The 22,208-nt window shown below is 67.4% G+C and carries 22 protein-coding genes and 1 riboswitch; of the genes, 6 read left to right on the plus strand and 16 right to left on the minus strand.

Annotation, left to right across the window (positions count from 1 at the left end; genetic code table 11):
• Positions 1-38 precede the first annotated feature (38 nt).
• From cobA to K408_RS0116860, 5 genes are read right to left on the minus strand one after another with little or no spacing between them, the layout of a single operon-like run.
• A complete protein-coding gene (gene cobA / locus K408_RS0116840) occupies positions 39-767 on the minus strand; it encodes a uroporphyrinogen-III C-methyltransferase (RefSeq protein WP_024339968.1) in 729 nt (242 codons plus the stop codon).
• Entirely contained in the window at positions 764-2,074 is a 1,311-nt protein-coding gene (locus K408_RS0116845) for a cobyrinic acid a,c-diamide synthase CobB (protein ID WP_024339967.1), read from the minus strand. Before K408_RS0116845 ends, cobA begins: the two co-directional genes overlap by 4 nt.
• Positions 2,074-2,856 carry a precorrin-4 C(11)-methyltransferase gene (gene cobM, locus K408_RS0116850; protein WP_024339966.1) on the minus strand — a complete coding sequence of 261 codons (783 nt, stop codon included), beginning with the start codon at positions 2,854-2,856 and terminating at the stop codon, positions 2,074-2,076. The genes K408_RS0116845 and cobM overlap by 1 nt, the downstream gene beginning before the upstream one ends.
• Positions 2,853-3,221 carry a cobalamin biosynthesis protein gene (locus tag K408_RS0116855; RefSeq protein ID WP_024339965.1) on the minus strand — a complete coding sequence of 123 codons (369 nt, stop codon included), beginning with the start codon at positions 3,219-3,221 and terminating at the stop codon, positions 2,853-2,855. The genes cobM and K408_RS0116855 overlap by 4 nt, the downstream gene beginning before the upstream one ends.
• Positions 3,218-4,399 (minus strand): bifunctional cobalt-precorrin-7 (C(5))-methyltransferase/cobalt-precorrin-6B (C(15))-methyltransferase, encoded by a 1,182-nt coding sequence (locus K408_RS0116860; RefSeq protein WP_024339964.1) that lies wholly within the window; start codon positions 4,397-4,399, stop codon positions 3,218-3,220. Before K408_RS0116860 ends, K408_RS0116855 begins: the two co-directional genes overlap by 4 nt.
• On the opposite strand from K408_RS0116860, the gene K408_RS0116865 reads away from it, so the two are divergent.
• Complete coding sequence (locus K408_RS0116865; RefSeq protein WP_024339963.1) at positions 4,398-5,144, plus strand: cobalt-precorrin-6A reductase; 747 nt, start codon at positions 4,398-4,400, stop codon at positions 5,142-5,144. The genes K408_RS0116860 and K408_RS0116865 overlap by 2 nt on opposite strands.
• Here the strand turns inward: K408_RS0116865 and cobJ are convergent.
• Genes cobJ through K408_RS0116900 form a run of 7 tightly spaced genes read right to left on the minus strand, consistent with a single transcriptional unit; the run spans position 5,120 to position 13,024 of the window.
• Positions 5,120-5,854, minus strand: a complete 735-nt coding sequence (gene cobJ, locus K408_RS0116870) for a precorrin-3B C(17)-methyltransferase (protein WP_024339962.1) — start codon at positions 5,852-5,854, stop codon at positions 5,120-5,122. The genes K408_RS0116865 and cobJ overlap by 25 nt on opposite strands.
• Positions 5,851-6,582, minus strand: a complete 732-nt coding sequence (locus tag K408_RS0116875) for a precorrin-2 C(20)-methyltransferase (protein ID WP_024339961.1) — start codon at positions 6,580-6,582, stop codon at positions 5,851-5,853. The genes cobJ and K408_RS0116875 overlap by 4 nt, the downstream gene beginning before the upstream one ends.
• 2 nt (positions 6,583-6,584) lie before the next feature.
• Entirely contained in the window at positions 6,585-7,214 is a 630-nt protein-coding gene (locus K408_RS0116880; RefSeq protein ID WP_024339960.1) for a precorrin-8X methylmutase, read from the minus strand.
• Positions 7,214-8,377: a precorrin-3B synthase gene (gene cobG, locus K408_RS0116885; RefSeq protein ID WP_024339959.1), complete on the minus strand. Its 1,164-nt coding sequence runs from the start codon at positions 8,375-8,377 to the stop codon at positions 7,214-7,216. The genes K408_RS0116880 and cobG overlap by 1 nt, the downstream gene beginning before the upstream one ends.
• Positions 8,374-11,619: a cobaltochelatase subunit CobN gene (gene cobN, locus K408_RS0116890; protein ID WP_024339958.1), complete on the minus strand. Its 3,246-nt coding sequence runs from the start codon at positions 11,617-11,619 to the stop codon at positions 8,374-8,376. Before cobN ends, cobG begins: the two co-directional genes overlap by 4 nt.
• The gene (gene cobW, locus K408_RS0116895) at positions 11,619-12,653 is read right to left on the minus strand and encodes a cobalamin biosynthesis protein CobW (RefSeq protein ID WP_024339957.1); all 1,035 of its coding nucleotides are present in this window, start codon (positions 12,651-12,653) and stop codon (positions 11,619-11,621) included. Before cobW ends, cobN begins: the two co-directional genes overlap by 1 nt.
• Positions 12,650-13,024, minus strand: a complete 375-nt coding sequence (locus K408_RS0116900; protein ID WP_024339956.1) for a DUF1636 family protein — start codon at positions 13,022-13,024, stop codon at positions 12,650-12,652. The genes cobW and K408_RS0116900 overlap by 4 nt, the downstream gene beginning before the upstream one ends.
• Positions 13,025-13,118: 94 nt before the next feature.
• Positions 13,119-13,341: riboswitch (cobalamin riboswitch) on the minus strand.
• A 40-nt stretch (positions 13,342-13,381) separates the two neighbouring features.
• Between K408_RS0116900 and cobO the strand changes: the two genes are divergently transcribed.
• Together cobO and K408_RS0116910 are read left to right on the plus strand one after the other, a co-directional pair.
• Complete coding sequence (cobO, locus tag K408_RS0116905) at positions 13,382-14,017, plus strand: cob(I)yrinic acid a,c-diamide adenosyltransferase (RefSeq protein ID WP_024339955.1); 636 nt, start codon at positions 13,382-13,384, stop codon at positions 14,015-14,017.
• Positions 14,018-14,029: 12 nt separating this feature from the next.
• Positions 14,030-15,478, plus strand: a complete 1,449-nt coding sequence (locus tag K408_RS0116910; protein ID WP_024339954.1) for a cobyric acid synthase — start codon at positions 14,030-14,032, stop codon at positions 15,476-15,478.
• On the opposite strand, the gene cobD is transcribed toward K408_RS0116910, so the two are convergent.
• Together cobD and cbiB are read right to left on the minus strand one after the other, a co-directional pair.
• Positions 15,467-16,432, minus strand: a complete 966-nt coding sequence (cobD, locus tag K408_RS0116915; RefSeq protein WP_024339953.1) for a threonine-phosphate decarboxylase CobD — start codon at positions 16,430-16,432, stop codon at positions 15,467-15,469. The genes K408_RS0116910 and cobD overlap by 12 nt on opposite strands.
• A gap of 11 nt (positions 16,433-16,443) precedes the next feature.
• Positions 16,444-17,385, minus strand: coding sequence for an adenosylcobinamide-phosphate synthase CbiB (cbiB, locus tag K408_RS0116920; RefSeq protein WP_024339952.1), 942 nt, complete (start codon positions 17,383-17,385; stop codon positions 16,444-16,446).
• Between the two features lie 123 nt (positions 17,386-17,508).
• Here cbiB and cobU point away from each other — a divergent pair, with 123 nt between their 5' ends.
• Genes cobU through bluB form a run of 3 tightly spaced genes read left to right on the plus strand, consistent with a single transcriptional unit; the run spans position 17,509 to position 19,428 of the window.
• Complete coding sequence (gene cobU / locus K408_RS0116925; protein WP_024339951.1) at positions 17,509-18,012, plus strand: bifunctional adenosylcobinamide kinase/adenosylcobinamide-phosphate guanylyltransferase; 504 nt, start codon at positions 17,509-17,511, stop codon at positions 18,010-18,012.
• Entirely contained in the window at positions 18,009-18,791 is a 783-nt protein-coding gene (gene cobS, locus K408_RS0116930) for an adenosylcobinamide-GDP ribazoletransferase (RefSeq protein WP_024339950.1), read from the plus strand. The genes cobU and cobS overlap by 4 nt, the downstream gene beginning before the upstream one ends.
• Positions 18,792-18,795: 4 nt before the next feature.
• The gene (gene bluB, locus K408_RS0116935; RefSeq protein ID WP_024339949.1) at positions 18,796-19,428 is read left to right on the plus strand and encodes a 5,6-dimethylbenzimidazole synthase; all 633 of its coding nucleotides are present in this window, start codon (positions 18,796-18,798) and stop codon (positions 19,426-19,428) included.
• 59 nt (positions 19,429-19,487) lie between these two features.
• On the opposite strand, the gene K408_RS38125 is transcribed toward bluB, so the two are convergent.
• Entirely contained in the window at positions 19,488-20,474 is a 987-nt protein-coding gene (locus K408_RS38125) for a LysR family transcriptional regulator (protein ID WP_230646495.1), read from the minus strand.
• Positions 20,475-20,518: 44 nt separating this feature from the next.
• Complete coding sequence (locus K408_RS0116945) at positions 20,519-22,192, minus strand: carbon-nitrogen hydrolase family protein (RefSeq protein ID WP_024339947.1); 1,674 nt, start codon at positions 22,190-22,192, stop codon at positions 20,519-20,521.
• Between the last annotated feature and the right edge of the window lie 16 nt (positions 22,193-22,208).

Here is a 22,208-nt window from a genome sequence, read left to right on the forward strand (position 1 = left end):
GCCGGGCGTCAAGGGGCGAAAGGCGGCCGCCTCCGTCATCACCGATAGTCCCCCGCCAGTGCACCGAACAGGATGACGGCGGCGGTCGAGGGCGCGCCACCGCGCGCAAGCTGATCGGCGAGCTCGGCAATGGTGGTGCGGACCAGCCGCTCGTCGGCACGGCCGAGGGATTCGGCAACCAATGCCGGAGTGTCCGGGGCAAGGCCGTGTGCGATCAACTTTGCGGCCAGCGCCGGAAAGGTGCGCCGGCCCATATAGACGACGGTCGTCGCCTCGGGATCGGCCAGCGCCGCCCAGTTCAGGTCGGGCGGCAGCTCGCCGGTGACGTCGGCACCCGTGATGAACTGCACCCGGCGGGAGGTGTGGCGACGGGTCAGGGGAATGCCGGCCTGCGCAGCGGCGACGCAGGCCGATGTGACACCGGGAATGATCTCATAGCCGATGCCAGCCTCGCGCAGCGTCTCCAGCTCCTCCTCGAGCCGGCCGAAAATGCCGGCGTCGCCGGACTTGAGCCGCACCACGCGCGCGCCGGTCGCGGCATAGTCGACCAGGAGACGGTTGACGTGGTGCTGCCTGGTCGAGGGTCGCCCCGCCCGCTTCCCCACCGCGACGAGATTGGCGCCGGGTCGCGCCAGATCGAGGATCGCGCCGGAGGCGAGGTCATCATAGAGCACGACGTCCGCCTCGCGCAGCCGCGCGGCGCCTCTCACGGTGAGCAGCTCGGGGTCGCCGGGGCCGGCGGAAACGAAGGAGACGAAGCCGCTCACCGGTCCTCCGCGATCAGGTGGAAGAACGTGCCGGTGGCGTGTCCCCGCCGCGAGCCGGTCTCGGCGATGACCGCGCCGGTTGCGTCGTGCACCACCGCCAGCGGCGCATCAGGTTGCGCGAGAATGGTCGAATAGTGGAATTCGTGGCCGCGCAGGCGCGCACCGGCCTGATATCCCGGCATCGGCGATGCGAGCGTGGCGAGACGATAACCGAGATGCATCCGTCGCTTGGCAAAGCTGGTCTCGAGGCCGAGCAGGCCCGTCATCTGATGGCGGACGCCGTCGGCATCCGTCAAAGCGGTCCCCAGCACCATATAGCCTCCGCACTCGCCGTGCATCGGCCGCGTCGTGGCGAAGGCGCAAAGACCGCTGCGAAAGCGTGCATTGGCCGCCAGCTTGCCGGCGTGCAGCTCGGGATAGCCGCCGGGCAGCCAGCAGACGTCGGCGCTCGCGTCGGGCACTTCGTCGGCCAGCGGCGAGAACGGCACGATCTCGCCGCCCGCCGCGCGCCAGGCCTCCAGCATGTGCGGATAGACGAAGGAGAAGGCCGCATCGCGGGCGAGCGCGATGCGTTGACCGGGCGGGGTTATCTTCAGGCCGTTCGCCGCGGGCTGCGCCGACCAATTGCCGGCGGCTCGGAGCACTCCATCGAGATCGACATGCGCGGCAACGAAGCGCGCGGCCTCGTCGATCAGCTTGCCGATCTCGGCCTGCTCCTCGGCCTGCACCAGGCCGAGATGCCGCTTCGGCAGACTGATCTCGGCATGACGTGGCAGCGCGCCGAACACGGCGATGCCGGCCTCCTCAAGCGCGCGCCGCACGAGAGCCTCGTGACGCGGGCTGGCGACGCGGTTGAGCACGACCCCGGCAAGACGCAGGCCGGCGCGATAATCGCGCAAGCCGGCCGCAATCGCAGCCGCCGTTTGCGCTTGTCCCGAGGGGTCGATCACCAGCACCACCGGCCAGCCCAGCATCTCCGCAATGTCGGCAGTCGCGCCGGTGCCGGAGACGCCGCGCGCGGCAACGCCGTCGAACAGGCCCATCGAGCCCTCGGCAAGCACGACATCGGCGTCCACGCCGCGACTGACGAGATGCGCGATGGCGCCGCGGTCCATCGCCCAGCTATCGACATTGACCGACGCGCGTCCCGTGGCGGCGGCGTGAAAGGCGGGATCGATATAGTCGGGGCCGCTCTTGAAGCACTGCACGTTCAGGCCGCGACTGCGCCAGGCGCGCGCAAGCGCCAGCGTCAGCGTGGTCTTGCCGACGCCGGAGGCCGGAGCAGAGATGACAAGACCGGCCGCCATCACGTCGCCTCCGGAAAGCGCGGCTCGGCGCCGACCGGCCGGTAGCGCCGATCGTAGTCGGCGGCATAGAGGCGGCTTTCGTCGAAATCCGCAGCGCCCAGGGTCTTGCCGACCAGGATCAGCGCCGTGCGCTCCATTTCGCTGCCCACGGCCGCATCGAGCGTCGCAAGCGTGGCGCGAATAATGCGCTGATCCGGCCAGCTTGCACGCCAGACGATCGCGACCGGACAATCCGCGCCATAGTGCGGTGTCAGCTCCGCGATGACCTGGTCGAGCAGATGGATCGACAGATGAATCGCGAGCACGGCGCCGGTGGCTGCGAACGCCGCAAGCTTCTCGCCCTCAGGCATCGCGCTGGCGCGGCCCGGCGTGCGCGTCAGCACCACGCTCTGGGCAAGGCCAGGCAGCGTGAGCTCGGCCTCCAGCGCCGCCGAGGCCGCCGAGAAGGAGGGAACGCCCGGCGTCACCGAATAGGGAATGCGAAGCGCACGCAGACGGCGGAGCTGCTCGCCCATGGCCGACCAGACCGAGAGATCGCCGGAATGCAACCGCGCGACATCCTTGCCTGCCGCGTGCGCGGCGGCAATCTCCCCGATGATTTCGTCGAGCGACAGCGGCGCGGTGTTGACGATGCGCGCGCCGGGCGGGCAATGCGCCAGCACGCCCTCCGGCACCAGCGAGCCGGCATAGAGACAGACCGGAGAGGCTGCGATCAGATCGCGTCCCCTCAATGTCAGGAGATCTGGCGCGCCAGGTCCCGCGCCGATGAAATGGACCGTCATGCGCCATCTCCCTCGGCGATCGCCGCGGTCGCGGTGCGATCCTGAGAAACCACGCGCGTTGCAATGAGCCGCGCGCGAGAACCCGCGACTGCGAGCGCGGCGGCTTCGGCAACCGATCCGGTGCCGAACTTTTCCGCGACAAGCTTCGACCGGGTCGGCGTGTCCACCTTCGCAAGCACATCGGCTGGAACGGCCCTGATCGGCACACCGCATTCGCGCGCGAGCTGCTTCAGCACCTCCGCGTCAGCCTTGTCGCTGACGGTGGCCACGGCCGCGAGGCCCTCCGGACCGCCGGCCGCCTGCAGAGCCTCGCGCAGTGAGGCCAGCGTCACATCCTGCTTGAATCCGAGTCCGGCAACCTTCATCGGACGGCACTCCACTGCACGACCGGCCTTGCCGCCTCCCAGGAGCGGTAGCGGCCGAGCGGAGCGGCCTGCGCAATCTCCACCCGCATCAGCTCGCCGCCATGGCGCTGATGGAGTTCGCCGAGCAGCGCTTCCGTCTCCAGTGTGACCGAGTGTGCAACCAGCCGCGCCCCGATAGGGAGCCGCGGCCAGATCGCATCGAACATTGCGTTATCGAAGCCGCCGCCGACGAAGACGGCGTCCGGCGGGTCCAACGCGGTGAGAGCTTCGGGCGCCGCTCCTGTGACCACAGCGATCCGATGCGCCAGTCCGAACGCGGCCGCATTGCTGCGGATGTTGGCAACGCGATCTTCGCGCACCTCGATCGCCGTGGCCGCCCCTCCACAAAGCGCCCACTCGACCGAGATCGAACCCGAACCGGCGCCAACGTCCCACAGCCGTTCGCCGCCTCGCGGCGCCAGCGCCGACAGCGCGAGCGCGCGCACCAGTCGCTTGGTGATCTGGCCGTCATGGACAAAGAGATCGTCCGGCAGGCCCGAGCTGCAGGGAATGCCCTGTGCGCCCCTCGCCTCCACCGCGACTGCAACCAGGTTGCCAGCGAGATCATCAGCGAAGTCCATTGCGCAATACTGCCGGACAGTCTCGCGGGGCCCGCCGAGCGCGGCGAGAGTCCAGAATGCAGAAGCGCCCCAGCCGCGTTCCGTCAGCCATTTCGCAAGATCGCTGGCGGCCTTGCCATCGCGCACGAGGCAAATGATGCGCGCACCGCGCGCCAGATGCGGCACGAGACGTTCGAATGGCGCGGCGTGCAGGCCGATGCACGTGACGGCGTCCAGGCGCCAGCCCAGCCGCGCGGCGACCAGCGAGAAGGTCGACGGCGCGGGATGTGCGATCCACTCCTCGCCACCGAGCTTCTCGGCGAGACTCGCACCGGCGCCATGCCAGAACGGATCGCCGGAAGCGAGCACGACGGTCGGCCGGCCACGGCAGCTCAGCACGACGTTCGCATCGAACGGCACCGGCCATGGACGGCCGCGGCTGCCAGCGTCGGCAAGCGCAAGATGACGCTCGCCGCCGAACACCGTTTCCGCCTCGGCAAGCGCCTTTCGGCTTGCCTCGGATAGGCCAGCAAGGCCATCTTCGCCGATACCGATGATGGTCAGCCAGGGATTAGCCATGATGCGCGCGCTCATTCTGGGCGGAACGGCCGATGCGAGCCTGCTCGCCGCGGAGATCGCGCGCGCCGGCATCGAGGCGGTCTATTCCTATGGCGGCCGGACGCGCGCGCCGGCCGAGCAGCCGCTGCCGACCCGCATCGGCGGCTTCGGCGGCGTGAGCGGGCTGGCCGACTACATTCGCCGCGAAGGCATCACGCATGTCATCGACGCGACGCATCCGTTCGCGGCCGAGATGAGCCGCCATGCGATCGAGGCGTGCGCGGACGCCGATACGCCGCTGATCGCGCTGGAGCGCGCGCCCTGGACCAGGGTGTCCGGCGACAACTGGATCGATGTCGAAGACGTCGGCGCCGCGGCCGCTGCGCTGCCGGAGGCGCCCGCAAACGTGTTCCTCGCCATCGGCCGCCAGCATATCGCGCCATTCGCGAGCAAGCCGCAGCACAGCTACACGCTCCGCTTCGTCGATCCGCCGGAAGTCGACCTGCCGTTCGCCGCGGATGTGATCGTGGCGCGCGGACCGTTCACGCTTCGAAGCGAGCTTGAGATGATGCGCACACGTGGCATCGGCTGGATCGTCGCCCGCAATTCGGGCGGCGGCGGCGCGCGCGCGAAGATCGACGCGGCCCGAAGCCTCGGCCTTCCCGTCATCATGATCGCGCGACCGCAGTTGCCCGAGCGGCCACGGGTCGAGAGCGTCACTGACGTGATGCAGTGGCTCGGTCATTCTGCCCGCCTCGGCGCATAGACCCAGCGGCCGACGCGGCGTGTCTGCGAGTTGCCGACGATCACCAGCGTGCGCATATCGGCCATCCCGGGCGTCGCTTCGTTCAGCGTCACCGTCTCGATCTTTTCATCAGCGGCGCTGACCGCGCGCGCGAAGATCACGAGACGCGCGCCGGCGCCGGCCTCTCGCAGCACCGCAAGCGCGCGGCCAAATCCTTCCGGCCGGCTCGCCGAGCGCGGATTGTACAGCGCGATGGCAAAGTCTGCCTCTGCCGCAAGGCGAAGACGCTTCTCGATCACCGCCCATGGCTTCAGATTATCCGAAAGATTGATCGCGCAGAAATCGTGCCCGAGCGGCGCGCCGGCGCGTGCAGCAGCCGCCAGCATCGCCGTGATGCCGGGCAGCACGCGGATCGGCAGCGCCTGCCATTGCGGCGCCCGTTCGAGCGCCTCGAACACGGCCGAGGCCATGGCGAAGACCCCGGGATCGCCGGAGGAGACGACGACGACCTGCCCGCCTTCGGCGGCAAGCCGCAGGGCTTCGCTCGCGCGCTGCAGCTCTTCGCGATTATCCGACGGGCGCAACGTAAGCCCCGCCCGCGGTGGCACGCGCGCGACGTAGGGCGCATAGCCCAGAATGTCGGTCGCGGCTGCGAGCGCGGCGGAGACTTCCGGCGTCACCAGCGCGTCGCTGCCGGGCCCGAGGCCCGCGATGGTCAGCGTGCCCGTCATTCGGCCGCGTCCAGATTCCGGCCCTTGCCGTGCACGAGCACGATCGCGAAGTAAGGACAATCGATGGCGTCGATCTCGGCGAGCCGTACCACGCGCTCGCCCGGCATGGTGCCGCGCTCGACCAGCCAGGCGTCATCGAGCCGGCCGGCGGATGCGAGCGCGCGGCGCACCTTGGCGAGATTGCGGCCGGTCTTCATGACGACGAGTGCATCGGAATCGCGCATGCGGCGTTCGAGCTCGTCTTCGGGAAGCGTTCCCATCAGCACCGTCGTGACGTCGTCGCCGAGCGCGATGGGCTGGGCTACGCCGTTCCAGCACCCGACCATGCCGGGAATCCCCGCGATCACCTCGATCTCGGTGCGGCCCTGCAGGCGCGTGTGCAGATGCATGAACGAGCCATAGAAATAAGGATCCCCCTCGCACAGCACGACGACATCGACGGCGCGCGCAAGCCGCGCCAGGCGCTCGGCCCATTCGTCGTAGAAGCCGGCGAGCAGCTGAACATATTCCGCGCTGTCGAAGGCGATCTCGGTGGTCACAGGATATTCCATGGGATATTCGGTGACGCCGGCCACCAGCAGGCCCTCGACGATGCGGCGCGCCTGGCCCGCCCTGCCTTTCTTGCGGAAATAGGCGACGTGTTGCGCGGCGCGCACGGTCCGGTCCGCGCGCACGCTCATCAGATCAGGATCACCGGGACCGAGACCGCAGCAGATGATGCGTCCCATGACTATTCGCTCCGGCTCGCCAGTGCATTCACGGCGGCAACGGTGATCGCGGAGCCGCCAAGGCGTCCCTCGACCGTCATCGCAGGTACCGGCGGATCGGCCATCAACGCGGCCTTGGATTCGGCGGCACCGACGAAGCCGACGGGACAGCCGATGATGGCCGCAGGCCGCGGGCAGTCGCGATCCTCCAGCATGTTGAGCAGATGAAACAGCGCGGTCGGCGCATTGCCGATCGCGACGATCGCGCCACCCAAGTGCGGCCGCCACAGCTCCAGCGCCGCGGCCGAGCGCGTGTTGTGCATGGATTGCGCCAGCGCGGGAACGGACTCGTCTCCTAGCGTGCAGATGACGGCATTGGCCGCAGGAAGTCTCGCGCGCGTAATGCCTTCCGAGACCATGCGCGCGTCGCACAGGATCGGCGCGCCTCCTTGCAGAGCGGCGCGCGCGGTTGCTGCCATGCCCGGTGAAAAGCGGATATGCGCCTCGAGACCGACCATGCCGGCGGCGTGGATCATGCGAACCACCACCGGCTCCTCGTCAGGCGAAAAGCGCGCAAGATCGGCCTCGGCCCGGATGGTCGCGAATGATTGCCGGTAGATCGCCGCGCCGTCGGTCTCGTAGGTGTGAGGCATCAGTTCCCTCCGACCAGGACGGAGGGATCGCTGACGATGTCGGCGCCGTCGAGCCCGCGCAGGGCCGGCGCGTCACGGATCGAGCCATCGCGGACGAGATCGAATCCGGTGTTCGTCGCAATCAGCGTGATCGCAGCCGCACCGGAATGGGCGCAGCCCTTTCCGCAGCCGGAGACGTGAAGTCGCGTATCCGCGCTAATGCGCGGCGCGAGCGCTGCGGCGAGCGCACGCGTGTCGGCATGGGCTTCGCCGCAGCGCGGCGCTCCGCTGCAGGCAATCACGCGCAGCGCGGGATCGTGGGGCTCGGTGATGAGGCCCGCCGCGCTCGGCATCTCGCGCTTGCCTTCGCTGAGCACCATCCGCCAGGGAGTCATGCGCAGCGCATGTCCGCAACCGGCGAGTTGGTGCAGGGTCTCGTGCAGCATCTGCCCGAACGCGACGCCGACCAGCGCGCCTTGCCGATAGTGACCTGGCCGCGATGCGGCCACCACGGGCGCGGGCTCAGTCTCGCCGCGCAGCGATCGAGGCAGCGCCGCGCCGGATGCGATGTGGGCTGCCATGCGCCCTCGCCCACCCCTCGCACCGCCGGAGACGATGAACCAGCTTGCCAGCGCCAGCGCCGTGCTCACGGCTTGTCCGCGCGCGACGGAGTGGCCGAGCCTCGCGCCGTCGGCCCGAACCAGGAGACGGCCCGAGCGGTCGCGCTCGATGCGGATATCGGCGGAATCACCGGCGAGCACCCGTGACCTGCCGTCATCGACGGCGAAGCCGAACTTGGTGGGAAGCGCGAGGTCGGAATCGGCCAGCGCCTCCTCGAGCTCTGCAGCGAGCGACTGCGTCTCGTCGCCGCTGCCCCAGAACGGCGTCACCAGGATGTTGCGCCTAGCTTCGATGTCGGCGTCGGGGTCGAGCAGCTGGAGCCGCGCAAGGCCGTCGAGCAACGGCCGGTGGCCATCTGCGCTGACGCCCCTGATCTGGAGATTGGCCCGACGTGTGACGTCGATCAGACCATTGCCGAAGCGCTCGGCCAGTTCGGCCAGCCCGACGATTTGCTGGGCTTCAAGCCGCCCGCCGAACGGACGGACGCGCACGACCAGCCCATCCCCCGATTGCATCGGGCGCAGCGCGCCGGGACACCAGCCCTTGACCGAGGCCGCGCTCATGAGGCCTCCCGCAGCGCCGCGGCGATCGAATTGCGCCGGGTTCGCCAGAGCGAGGCTTCGTGCAGGCGCGTGAAGCAGGTCTCCATCGCGGCGAGCGCGGACGGATTCTCATGGGCCATGAAGGTGCGGACGTCGTCGTTGCCGAGCGTCGCATCGTAATAGAGGTCGAACAGATGCGGCGGCACGGCGCCGGCGAGATGCGCGAAGGCGGCCATGTGCTCGAGCGTCGCGGTGATCTCGGCGGCGCCGCGAAAGCCGTGGCGCATCATGCCGGCGATCCAGGCCGGATTGGCAGCGCGGGCGCGGACGACGCGCGATATTTCCTCAGTCAACGTACGTGCATGAGGCTGATCGGGGCGTGTCGTGTCGAGGTGATAAAGCGATGGTCCCGTGACGCGGAGATGCGCCGCAGCAGCGGCGACGCCGCCTTCATGCGCAGCATAGTCAGCGGCGAGCAGAAGATCGGTTTCAGGCAGGTCCTGCACATGAACGAACGCGTCTGCGGAGGCGAGCCGCTGTGCGATGCCGGCGCGGTCCGGCTGCATCGTGCCATCAGCCGAGAACGCCCAGGACGATGCCGACAGCCAGGCTTCCCCGGCAGCGCCCCGCGTCTCCGGTGTGAAGGCGTCGGGGATCGCTGACAGGCCAACGCCGTATTGGCCGGGCCGCGGCGCAAAGACGCGCGATGCGCGATTGCAATAGGGATTTTCATCGCCCTCGTCCTCGCGCGCCGCGAGCGCCTCGGAAGCGGCTTCGAACAATTGCGCAAGGCCGGCAAAGACATCGCGGAACAGGCCGGATACCCGCAGCGTCACGTCAATGCGCGGACGGCCGAGCTCGGCCGGCGCGATGATGTCGTAGCCGGTGACGCGGCCGGAGACGTGATCCCAGCGCGGGGCAAGGCCGGCCAGATGCAACGCCATGGCGAACTCCTCACCGGCGGTGCGCATGGTCGCCGAGCCCCAGAGATCGACCACGAGGCCCTTCGGCCAGTCGCCATGATCCTGCAGGTGACGGCGCAGCAGCTCTTCAGCGAGCTTTATGCCCTGGGCATGCGCCGACGGCGTCGGCACCGCGCGCGGATCGACGGCGAAGAGATTGCGCCCCGTCGGCAGCACGTCCTGGCGCCCGCGATAGGGCGAGCCTGACGGCCCAGGCGCAACGCGCTCGCCGGCGAGCGCGGCACGCAGCGCATCGCGCTCCGCTTCGCCGCATGCGCCGCGCCCGAACACGTGCAGGCCGTCGCCGAACTGGCTCTCCTTGAGATCGCACACGAAGCGATCAATCCGCGGAATGGCTTCGGCTGCTGCTGCCGATGCGTCGAGGCCGAGATCGTCTTCGAGGCCCGCGGCGCGGGCCTCCTCGCGGATTGCCGCGATCAGCCGCTGGCGCCGGGCGGGATCGAGACCATCGGCGGTCGAATATTCGTCGAGCAGGCGTTCGAGCCGGCGCAGGCCTTCCGGCACCGCGGATGTTGCGAGCGGCGGCGGCAAATGACCGATCGTGACCGCACCGATGCGCCGCTTGGCCTGCGCGGCCTCGCCGGGATCGTTGACGATGAAGGGATAGATGATGGGCAGATCGCCGATCAGCGCCTCCGGCCAGCACGCTTGCGACAGCGCTACGGATTTCCCGGGCAGCCATTCCAGCGTGCCATGCGCGCCCATGTGCACGACCGCATCAAGGGCCTGCTCGCGAAGCCAGAGATAGAACGCGACATAGCCATGGCGCGGCGTGCGGGCGAGATCGTGATAGTCGGCATCGCGCGAGGCCGCAGCTCCCCGCTCGGGCTGGACTGCGACGATCGACCGGCCGCATCGGATCGCGGCGAAACGAAACGACCCGTCGCGGCAGCTCGGATCATCCTCCGGTGCGCCCCAGGCCTGCGCGAGATCGTCCTGCAAGGCTTGGGGCAGTCGCGACAGCGCCGCGCGATAATCGGCAATGCTCCAGGTCGAACCGCGCTTGAGCAGCAATTCGCCGAGCCGATCGACCCGCGCGACGTCGAACCCGACTTCCGCAAGATCGGAGATCAAGGCCTCAACCGACGCCAGCGCATCGAGCCCCACGGCGTGCGCGATCTGGTGCGGCCGGCCGGGATAGTTCGACAGCACGATCGCCAGCCGCTTCTCGGCCGCCGGCTTCTCCGCAAGGCGCCGCCAAGCAGCTACGCGTGCGGCGATCGCGCTCACACGCTCCTCGTCCGGCCTGTGCGCCAGATGCGAGAATTGCAGCTCGGGATCGCGCATCGCAGCGGACTTGAAGCTCACAACCCCTGCGAACAGGCGGCCGTCGATTTCGGGCAACACCACATGCATGGCGAGATCGCCAGGCGACAGGCCGCGCAACGACTGCGTCCAATCCTCGCGCCGCGCCGTGGAGAGCGCAACCTGGAACACCGGACAGGTCGCGGCATCGAACGGCGTCGTGCCATCGTCGCCCATTGCCGAGAACGCCGTCGCATTGACGATCGCGGCCGGAAGATTTTGCGCAAGATGGGCGCGCAGCCAATCCGCGACGCCCGGCGCCTTCAGCGAGGTGACGAAGGCACCATGGGTGTCAAATCCCTTGTCGCGCAGCGACGCGATCAGAGCGTCGACCGAGCCGGTATCGGCGGCAGTGAGATAGGAGCGATAGAAGGTCACCAGCGCGCGCGGCTTCCCGTCGCTTGCTGGCGCCGCAATGACGCCGCGCACGGGATCGTAGAACCCCATCTCGGGCACGGTCATCTCTCCGATGACCGGCCCGGCATAGAGCCCAGAGGCCAGCGCGAGCTGCGCGATCGCAGCTTGCGCCGCGACCGGACCGCCGGTGTCGCAGAGCACCTTGAGCCGCCGCAGCGTCGAGACCGGCAAGGTCGAGTACGCATCGAGCCGTATGTCATCGCGGCCATCGGCCGGCAGCACCGCCAGCACGATGTCGCGATCCTTCGCCAATTGCTGGAGGGCCGCGAGCCCGTAGGACCAATAGGACTCACCGCCGATCAGCCGCACCAGGATGCCGCGCGCGTACGACAGCGTGCGCTCGACATAAGTGTCGATCGACAGCGGATGGCGCAGCTCCGCGAGATTGGCGAGCCGCAGCGACGGCAGGCTGTTGCGGCCACGCCGCCAGCCGGCTGCGAACGCGGCGAGGTCGGAATCCGAATACGAGAGCACCACGAGATCGGCCGGGTCCTGACCGATGTCCCTTGGCGTCGCGGTCTCCTCGAGACCGCGGCTCTCGCGGAAGACGACGTGCATCAGACTCCCAATCCCGCCTTGATCGCGGCCTCGTCGATGTCGCCGTGCTCGCCGATCACGACTAGCCTCGACTGCCTGGCTCCCGGCCCCCAGGGCTTGTCGAATTGATGGCGCACGCGCTCGCCGACAGCCTGCAACAACAGCCGCATCGGCTTGCCCGCGACCGCGATATAGCCCTTGGCACGCAGCACGTTCTGCTCGCGCGCCAGCTTCTGAACCGAGGCGACCAGCGCATCGATGTCGGCCACCTCAGGCAGATCGATCACGACAGAGGCGAAGTCGTCATGCTCGTGCTCCTCCTCGCCGTCATGATGCGAGGGACGCGCGGCGAGATCGTTCTCGGCGGCGGCGCCAAGGCCGAGGATGACGCGCGCATCGATCGCGCCGTCCGTCACGGCGAGCATCGGGACGCGGCGCGGCATCTCGGCGGTGATCGCGGCCCTGGCAGCTTCCACCCCGGCCTTCCCCGCAAGATCGGCCTTGGTCAGCAGCACGATGTCGGCGCAGGCGATCTGGTCCTCGAACACTTCGGACAGCGGCGTCTCGTGATCGAGATTGTCGTCCGCGGCGCGCTGCGCTTCGACCGCAGCCGGGTCCGGCGCGAAGCGGCCGGCCGCGACGGCCTCGGCGTCGGCGAGCGCGACGACGCCGTCGACCGTGATGCGCGAGCGGATCTCCGGCCAGTCGAACGCCTTCAAGAGCGGCTTGGGCAGCGCGAGGCCCGACGTTTCGATCAGGATATGATCGGGCCGCACCGGGCGAGCCAACAGCTGCTCCATCGTCGGAATGAAATCGTCGGCCACGGTGCAGCAGATGCAGCCATTGGCGAGCTCGACGATGTTCTCTTCCGGGCAATTGGCGTCGGCGCAGGATTTCAGGATCTCGCCATCGACGCCCTCGCTGCCGAATTCGTTGACGAGCACGGCGAGCTTCTTGCCGCCTGCATTGCTGAGCAGGTGCTGGATCAGCGTGGTCTTGCCGGAGCCGAGGAACCCCGTGACCACCGTGACGGGGACTTTTGCAAGCGAATTCATTCGGCGGCCTCCGGCACGGCGGGAATCGGGGGAATGCGCGCAAGCGACTGCTTGCGGAAGATCTCGGGGCGGCTGCGCCATGGCACGAGCCCGTCGGGAGCGGCCGCATAGGCCGCAGCGCCAGCGACCACGTCGCGCGCATTCACATCGGATAAGCGGCCATAGACATAGGACCAGCGTCCCGGTGCGCTGAGCGCGACCGAGCAGCCCTGGCTGCACGCCGAGAGGCATTCGACGGGAACCACATTGACGCCGTCGGGCACGCCGGCCTCGAGGATCGCAGCGTGCAACCGGTTGCCTGGCGTGGCCTCGCCCTCGCCGAGCGTCTGGCCGGCGCGGCAGGTGATGCAGACGTGAAGTGTGACGGTCATCGCCTCTTCCAGAATAAACAGCGGGAGGCGAAGAGGCGCACGGACCCTGACTTGAGAGGCCGTTTCCCCGTCGCGGAACACCCCGTCCGCCGGTCCAAAATCGTCCGCGCTGGCAGGTCTCCCGGCTTGCGGAGCAGGGTTTTGGCCCCTCGATCCCCGCCTTCCCGATTCCCTTTCGGGAGTCAGTGGCTTCGGGCATCTCTCCGGTCACGGTCGCGGGGGCGGCTGCATTTTGGATCCGGATCTTGCGGATTCGGACCCTATCGCATTCCCTCTTCGCCTGTCATAGGACAGGAACCAACGCCGGGCCACCATTTGCCGGTGGCAGCCACTTGTCAAGCCGAAGGACCGGGACCGATGACGCCTGAACCGGAGACCCAAACGACCGAGGAAAGCGAGGCCCGTCACGCCCAGAAAATGGCAAAGAAGAAGGCCGCCCGCGACAAGATCATGGCGACCAAGAGCGGCGAAAAGGGCCTGATCATCGTCCATACCGGCGCGGGTAAGGGAAAATCCTCCTCGGCATTCGGCATGATCGTTCGCTGCGTCGCGCATGGCCTGCCCTGCGCGGTGGTGCAGTTCATCAAGGGCGCCTGGGACACCGGCGAGCGGCGCCTGCTCACCGGGCATTTCGGCGATCTCTGCCAGTTCCATGCGATGGGCGAGGGTTTCACCTGGGAGACTCAGGACCGCGCCCGCGACATCGCCGCCGCACGCGCCGGCTGGGAGAAGGCCAAGGAACTGATCCTCGATGAGAGCCTGCGCATGGTCGTGCTCGACGAGATCAACATCGCGCTGCGCTACGATTATCTCGATATCACAGAGGTGGTCGAATTCCTGACCACGCGGAAGCCAGAGATGACGCATGTCGTGCTCACCGGGCGCAACGCCAAGGACGAGCTGATCGAGATCGCCGACCTCGTCACCGAAATGACGCTGGTCAAGCACCCGTTCCGCTCCGGCATCAAGGCGCAGGCCGGCGTCGAGTTCTGAGACAACCTCGCGATGGCACGAGCGCTGATGATCCAGGGGGCCGGCTCGGACGTGGGCAAATCGCTCATCGTCGCCGGCCTCGCGCGCGCCTTCACGCGCCGCGGCCTGCGCGTGCTCCCGTTCAAGCCGCAGAACATGTCGAACAATGCCGCCGTCACCGTCGATGGCGGCGAGATCGGCCGCGCCCAGGCGCTCCAGGCGCTCGCCGCGGGTGTCGAGCCGCATACCGACATGAACCCGGTGCTGCTCAAGCCGGAGACCGATGTCGGTGCGCAGGTGGTCGTGCATGGCAAGCGCATTGCGACGGCGCGAGCACGCGACTATGCGGCGATGAAGCCGTCACTGATGGGCGCAGTGCTGGAGAGCTTCGAGCGGCTGAAGGCCCGCGCCGATCTCGTGCTGGTCGAAGGCGCCGGCAGTCCGGCCGAGGTGAATCTGCGCAAGGCCGACATCGCCAATATGGGCTTTGCGCGCAAGGCCGGCGTGCCGGTCGTGCTGGTCGGCGACATCGATCGCGGCGGGGTCATCGCCCAGCTCGTCGGCATCAAGACGGTGATCGACTCCGATGATGCCGCGATGATCCGTGGATTTGTCATCAACAAGTTTCGCGGCGATCCCACATTGTTCGACGACGGCTACAAGCTGATCGAAGCAAGGACCACATGGCGCGGCCTTGGCGTGCTGCCCTGGTTCGCGCGCGCCGGCGAGCTGCCGGCCGAGGATGCGCTGGGCCTCACCGACGCGCGCAAGCCGGGCCGATGCAAGATCGCGTGCCTGGCGCTGTCGCGGATCGCCAATTTCGACGATCTCGATCCGCTCAAGCTCGAGGCGGGCGTCGATCTCGTCATGGTGCGGCCGGGCGAAGCGATTCCCGGCGACGTTCGTCTCGTCATCGTTCCCGGCTCGAAGTCCACGCGCGGCGACCTCGCCTTCCTGCGTGCACAGGGCTGGGACATCGATCTCCTCGCACATCATCGCAGGGGCGGCCACGTGCTCGGCCTCTGCGGCGGTTATCAGATGCTCGGGCGCAACGTCGCCGACCCCGATGGCATCGAGGGCCCTGCGGGCGAGACACCAGGCCTCGGACTTCTGGACGTGACGACGGTGATGAGCCCCGTGAAGACGCTAACGCGGGTTGCTGCCGTGCATGTCTCAACGAACCAGCCGATCGAGGCCTACGAAATCCACATCGGCCGCACCGATGGGCCTGATTGCGCCCGTCCCTTCGCGACACTGAACGGCAAGCCGGAGGGTGCGATCTCCCGCGAGGGACGCGTGCAAGGCAGTTATCTGCACGGTCTGTTCACGTCGGACGCGTTCCGCAAGGCGTATCTGGCAAAGCTCGACATTCCCGCAGGCGACGAGCCCTATCACGCCAGGGTCGAGAGCGCGCTCGATGCCCTCGCCGATCACATCGAAACGCATCTCGATGTCGACAGTTTGCTCGCGCTAGCGCGCTAGGACCTCGGAGAGGCGGATCCATTCAGCTTCATTGCCGGGAAGCCCGAGGCGCAACCGTGTCGGCGCTCCTGCAAACACGCGCGACCAGATCTGATTGCGCGCAAGCTTCTCCTGCGCGCCACGTGCGTCGGGCGTTTCGTACAGTCGAAACAGCGGCGTGCCCCCGAGAAGCTGCCAGCCTTGCGACTGCACCATGTCATCGAGGCGAGCACAGTCTCGCAAGAGGCGCGCTGTGGTCGCAATGGCCCAAGCGTCATCACGCAATGCGCGGCAGCCGATCGCGATGGCCGCGCCCGACACCGGCCACGGGCCCGACGCCGCCACGACCCTCGCGATGTCCGACGAATTGCCGATCACGAACCCGAGCCGCAGGCCGGCAAGACCGTAAAATTTTCCGAACGACCGCAGGATCAGCAGCCCGGGCTGCTCTGCGTCCGAGGCGAGCGAGAGCTCGGGAACGGCATCAACGAAACTCTCGTCGACGACGAGGCGATCGACAAGCGGCAACAGATCGAGCAGATCGTTCGGGGCATAACGGCGGCCGTCGGGATTGTTTGGATTGACGACGATGGCAAGGCTCGCTCCCACCAGCTCGCTGAGCTCCGTGACCTCCTCCACGTCCCAGCCGGCGGCCGACAGCACGCCGGCATATTCATTATAGGTCGGCGCCAGGATCCGCGCATAACCACGCGGCGCCAATTGCGGAAGCAATTGGATGGCGGCCTGCGCGCCGCCCACCGCAACGATAGGCGCGCGCGTCCGATAGGCGTGCCGCGCCGCCTGATGCAGCGCCTCGATCTCGGCGCGCGACGGCAGCGCGCTCCACGCGCGTGCGCTCACCTCGCCGACGGGATAAGGCACCCGGTTGATCCCGGTGGACAGGTCGATCCAATCTTCCGCACGCCCGCCAAATTGCTGCTGGGCCAGATCGAGATTTCCACCGTGCTCGCGCATGTCCCGTTCTTTCACGTGAAAGCCAGGATCGCAAGCATGCCTGCGAGCAGCAGCATGGCGCGGCGATAGACCGTCAGCGCCTCGATCATATCGGCGGCGCGCGGATCGCGCGCGCCTTCGTTCAGCCAGGGCTCGTTGGTGGCGCTGCCGTGGTAGATGCGGGGACCGCTGAGCCGCACACCGAGTCCGCCGGCCATCGCCGCTTCCGGCCAGCCGGCATTGGGCGAGCGATGACGGCGCGCATCCCGCGTCATGCATGACAGCGCCTCCGACCGGTGCGGCGCCAGCAGCACGAAGAGAAATCCTGTCACGCGCGCCGGAACGAAATTGGCGACATCGTCGATGCGCGCCGCAGCCCACCCGAAGGCCTCGTGCCGCTCGCTGCGATGGCCGATCATGGAATCCAGCGTGTTGATGGCCTTGTAGCCGAGGATGCCCGGCAGGCCGAACAGCGCGCCCCAGAACACCGGCGCCACGATTCCGTCGGAGGCATTTTCGGCAAGGCTCTCGATCGCCGCGCGAGCGATGCCGGCTTCGTCGAGCGCCGTGGGATCGCGCCCGACGATGCGGGACACCGCGTCTCGCGCGGCGGCGATGTCGCCGTCCTGCAAGGGGGTGGCGACAGCCGCCACATGGTCATGCAGGGAGCGGAGCGCGACCAAGGGCCAGGCCAGAACACCGACCAGCGCGGTCTCGATCCAACCGGAGGGAAGCGCCGACTGAACGAGCCAGCCGAGCGCAACGGAAATCGCGATCACGACGAGTGCGCCGGCGGCCCCGGCAACTCGGCGCAACGCCGGCGGATCGGAGGCGCGATTCCAGCTGCGATCGATGGCCGCGATCAGCCGGCCAAGCCAGGTCACGGGATGGCCGATCCGCGTGAACAGCCACGACGGCCAGCCCAGCAGGGCATCCACCGCCATCGCCACCATCATCGCGCCCGCAAAGCCCACATCGGTCTCCTGATCCGCACCCTGTTGCGCAAAGCGTAGGCGGTGCGCAAGCCCCTGCCCGGCTGATTTCGGCTTTGTCTTTGGCCGTGATTGGTGATTAGTGCTGCCCGACAGGAGACTTTGATGGCCGTCATCTTGATCACGGGCGGAGCGCGATCGGGCAAGAGCACGCGCGCGGAAGCACGCGCGAAGGCTTTTCCCGGCCGGCCGGTCTACGTCGCGACGGCCGAGGCGCTCGACAGCGAGATGGGGGCCCGGATCGCCAGGCATCGTGCGCGCCGCGGAACCGACTGGCTCGAACGCGAGGTGCCGCTCGATCTCGTCCCCGCGCTGGTCGCGACCGATGGCGGCGGCGCAAGGCTGGTGGACTGCCTGACACTGTGGCTCTCCAACCTGATGCATGCCAATCGCGACTGGGAGAGCGATGTGAATGCGCTTGTCGATGCCCTGCGCCGACTGCAAAGCCCCGTTGTGCTCGTCAGCAACGAGGTCGGGCTGGGTATCGTGCCCGATAACGCGCTGGCGCGCAGCTTTCGCGATGCCGCCGGGATCATGAATCAGGCCATTGCGGCTGCTGCCGACGAGGTCGAGTTCGTCATCGCCGGCTTGCCGATGAAATTGAAATGATATCGCGTGCCGAACTTCTGGAAGATGTGGTCGCCGATCTCAGGATGGCGACGTCCTTCGTCACGATTCTTCCCGTCGCATCGTCGAAGCCTGCAGGTGACGGCGCGGTCGCGCGCGCGACCTGGGCGCTGCCGGTCGCCGGACTGCTGGTCGGCCTCTTCGGAGCGCTGGTCTACAAGATCGCCATTGGCTTCGGACTGACGCCGAGCCTTGCGGCCCTGCTCGCGCTGGCCACGACCGCGCTCATCACCGGTGCGCTGCACGAGGACGGGCTGGCCGACACCGCCGACGGACTTGGCGGCGGTCGCACGCGCGAGCGCAAGCTCGAGATCATGCGCGACAGCCGCATCGGGACTTATGGCGTCTGCACACTGATCCTGTCGTTCGGCCTGCGCTGGAGCGCGCTCGCGACCATCGCCGATCCCTGGGCGGTGATGCTGGCACTGTGCGCGGCACATGCTGCGGCCCGCGCGGGTGTGCCGGCCTTCATGTCACTGGTCCCGCCGGCGCGGGCCGATGGTCTGTCGGCCAGTGCAGGATCGCCGCCGGGCCGCAGCGTCGCCATTGCCAGCGTGCTTGGAACGCTCGCGCTTGCTCTGGCGTTGGGGCCAGCCAAGGCGCTCGTCGGCCTGGTCCTGCTGTCTCTCGCCGGCCTGCTGCTGGCGCGGCTCGCCGTCCGTCAGATCGGTGGACAGACCGGCGATATCCTCGGCGCGTTCGAGCAGATGGGGGAGATCCTGATCCTGCTGGTCGCCGCGTCCTTCCAGATGGTGCGATGACCTCATGGTCGAGTTCGACGACACCTTCCGCCAGCATCTGCGCGAACTGTTCGTGTGGCGCCGAGACGTGCGCCGTTTTCGAACTGACCCATTGCCGGCCGGCGCCATCGATCGCCTGATCGAGACTGCCTGTCTTTCTCCGTCAGTCGGCCTCAGCCAGCCCTGGCGCTTTGTCGTCGTCGAGGACGAGGCACGCCGCCACGCCGTGATCGACGATTTCAAATCGTGCAACGCCGACGCGCTGAAGGCCTATTCCGGCGAACGCGCGGCGCGCTATGCCACGCTGAAACTGTCGGGCCTCGAACGGGCTCCGGGCCACCTCGCCGTGTTCGCCGACAAGGCCAGCGACATCGGCCACGGCCTCGGCCGCGCGACGATGCCCGAAACGACGGAATATTCCGTGGTCGCCGCGATCACCGCGATGTGGCTCGCTGCACGCGCGGAAGGTATCGGCATCGGCTGGGTGTCGATCCTCAATCCGGACCGCATCCACGCCGTTCTCGAAGTGCCGCCATCCTGGAAATTGATCGCCTATCTCTGCATGGGCTACCCGGAAGTGGAATGCGACCGGCCGGAGCTGGAGCAGGCGAACTGGGAGCATCGGCGCAGCGCCGACGACTTCACGCTGCGGCGGTAGGCGCAGCGACGAGCCTCAACATTGCGGCCGCGATCGCTGAGGTCGCGCGCCGGGTACGGTCAACCCACCGCTTTTCCCTTGGCGTGATGCGTCGCCGACATGAGGTAGTCGACGTCGGCGGCAACGCGCTTTTCGAGGAAGCCCATCACCGCCTTGATGCGGGCGATGTGCAACAGATCCTCGTGGACGGATAGCCAGATGTCGCGCACGGAGAAATAGCTTGGCAGGACCGGGCACAGGTCATTGTTGTGGGCAGCCACGTAGGACGGCAGCATGGCGATTCCGAGCCCGTTCGACGCGGCCACGTATTGGGAGACCAGGCTGGTGCTGCGGAACACGACATGGGCCGGTCGCAGGATATCCGACAGCCAGCGGTTCTCCTTGAGCTGGATGTGCTCGTCGATGAAATCGATGAAATCGTGATTGTCGAGGTCTTTCAGGTCCGACGGCCGTCCCGCGCGTTGCAGGTAGGCGCTGGACGCGTAGAGAAAGATCCTGAACTCGCCGATCTTCTTGATCGAAAGCCTCCTTCCCTTTGGCCTGAAAAAGCTGATGAAGACGTCGGCCTCGCGCCGCGTCATGTCGAGCAGGCGCGTATCTGTGATCAGTTCAACCTGGATCGAGGGCCATGCCTTGCTGAAGGCGGCCATGCAGGTCGTCAGGTACATGCTGCCGATGCCTTCCATGGCGGCAATTCGCACCGCGCCGGCGGCATCCGCCTTCTCGGAACCGACCACGGTCTCGATGATGGCATTGGCATTGTTCTCCATGCCTTCGGCAAACTGGAGCAGCCGCAGCCCCGCCTCCGTCAGGGCGAAACCTGACTTGCTGCGCTTGAACAGCGTCGTGTTGAGACTGCGTTCGAGCTCCCTCACCCGACGGCTGACCGTTGTGTGGTCGACCTTCAGCTTCTGGCCGGCGCGAACGAGATTACGGGTACGCGCGACCTCCAGGAAGAAGATGACGTCGTCCCAATTGTAGCGCAGCGTTCGCGCAGCCTTCGCCATCTCGGCCGTCCTGACATGCCCGTTCGCGAGCTTCGGCATCTAACACTCGCTACTTTCGGGCATATCGGCAGGCACGGCAACCGTCAGGCGGCGATGATGGGGGCGTAAGTCTCGACCAGCCGATTGGCGAACATGTCGACCTTCGGGATCATCAGCTTCTGACGGCAGACCGCGAGATCGATGTGCTTGGGCATCACGGCGCCAAGCTTGAACACGCGCGGCGCCACGACGTTGATGTCCCAGAGCGGAAAGCCGGTCGGCGGAATCACGAGGCTGCCGCCCGGATAGGGCGAATCGACGCGGTTCGCCAGCACCACCGCCACACGATTGTCCTCGGCTCTTGGGACTGCCAGCAGCTCCCGTTCGAACGGCTCGCGCAACGAGGCGGGCCACAGGATGATGTCGGCCGCCGCGATGCCGAGGCAACGCGAGACCTCAGGGAATACCGCATCATAGCCGGACATGATGCCGATGCGCCCGAACGGCGTTTCGAACACGGGATACTCGTCGCCCGCCTTCGCCCATTTCCGCTCCTCGGCCGTGAGATGCGTCTTGCGATATCTTCCAACCTCCTTCCCGTCGGGCCCGATCAGGAACGTCGTGACGTACAGCCCGGCCGCGGCCCGCTCCACCGTGGGAAACGCAATCAGGCATTGATAGCGGGACGCGATCGCGGCCGTCTTGGCCAGCAGAGACGCCGTCTGGTCGGCCAGTGCCGCGGCCTCTGCAGCGTTCGGAATGGCCGATGGGCAGAACGCATATTCCGGCAGGGTGAGAACCTTGATCCCGAGCTTGGCCGCATGATCGACCATCTCGAGCACCTCGTCGGCCGGGCAGTCCTTGGTGACGTGCATCTGCACGGCCGCGACCTTGGCGACGGATTTCGCCGGGATCAGCGGCTGCTCCGCGATCCGGTAAACCGACGTCTTCTCATACGGCACCGCCATCAGGCCGTAAGTCTCGGGACGACGGTCGGCAATCTTGTCGTTGGCCGAGTAGATCGACTTGTCATGCGCGGCCTCGAGATCGACGTCGGCAATCGCCATACCGTGCGTATCGTACGGCACTTTCGAGAGCACTCGTCCCTTCGGATCGACGATCATGCTGCCGCCGGGATAATAGATCGAGCGCTCGTAGCCGGCCTTGGTGGCAGCCACTAGCCACAAACCGTTCTCGTAGCTGCGAGCCGGCCCCCACATGTCCGCCTGATCCATGGCGAAGAAGTTCGCCATGTCGACGATTACCTCCGCGCCCTGCATCGCCATGGCGCGGAAGATTTCTGGAATGCGGCCGTCGAAGCAGATCAGAAGACCGATCTTTCCTAGGTCGGTTTCCACCACCGGACAGCCGCGCTCGCCGAACGCGAACCAGTTCTGGTCGTGAGTGGCGAGAAACTGCTTGTGATAGTGGCAAACGGTCTCGCCATTTCGACCGAACATGATGCCGGTATTGAATATCTTCTCCTTGTCCGGATCCCATTCCGTGACGCCGCTGGCGATGTAAATGCGGTGCTTCTTGGCGAGCGCGGACAATGCCGTCACGAACGGGCCGTCCTTCATGGTCTCGGCAAGTTCGCGACAATGGTCGGCGGAGTCGAAGAGATAGCCGGTGTCCATGCATTCTGGGAACACCACCAGCTCGGCTCCCTGCCGAACCGCATCCTCGACATACTGTGTGGCCAGCGCGATGTTGTGGTCAAAGTCCCCCAGACGGGCAAGCGTCTGGACGGCGGCAGCGCGGAAACGGCGCTTCGTCATGTTGGTCTCCATCATT

The organism is Bradyrhizobium sp. in8p8, from assembly GCF_000426845.1.
In the GTDB taxonomy this organism is placed as follows: domain Bacteria; phylum Pseudomonadota; class Alphaproteobacteria; order Rhizobiales; family Xanthobacteraceae; genus Bradyrhizobium; species Bradyrhizobium japonicum_C.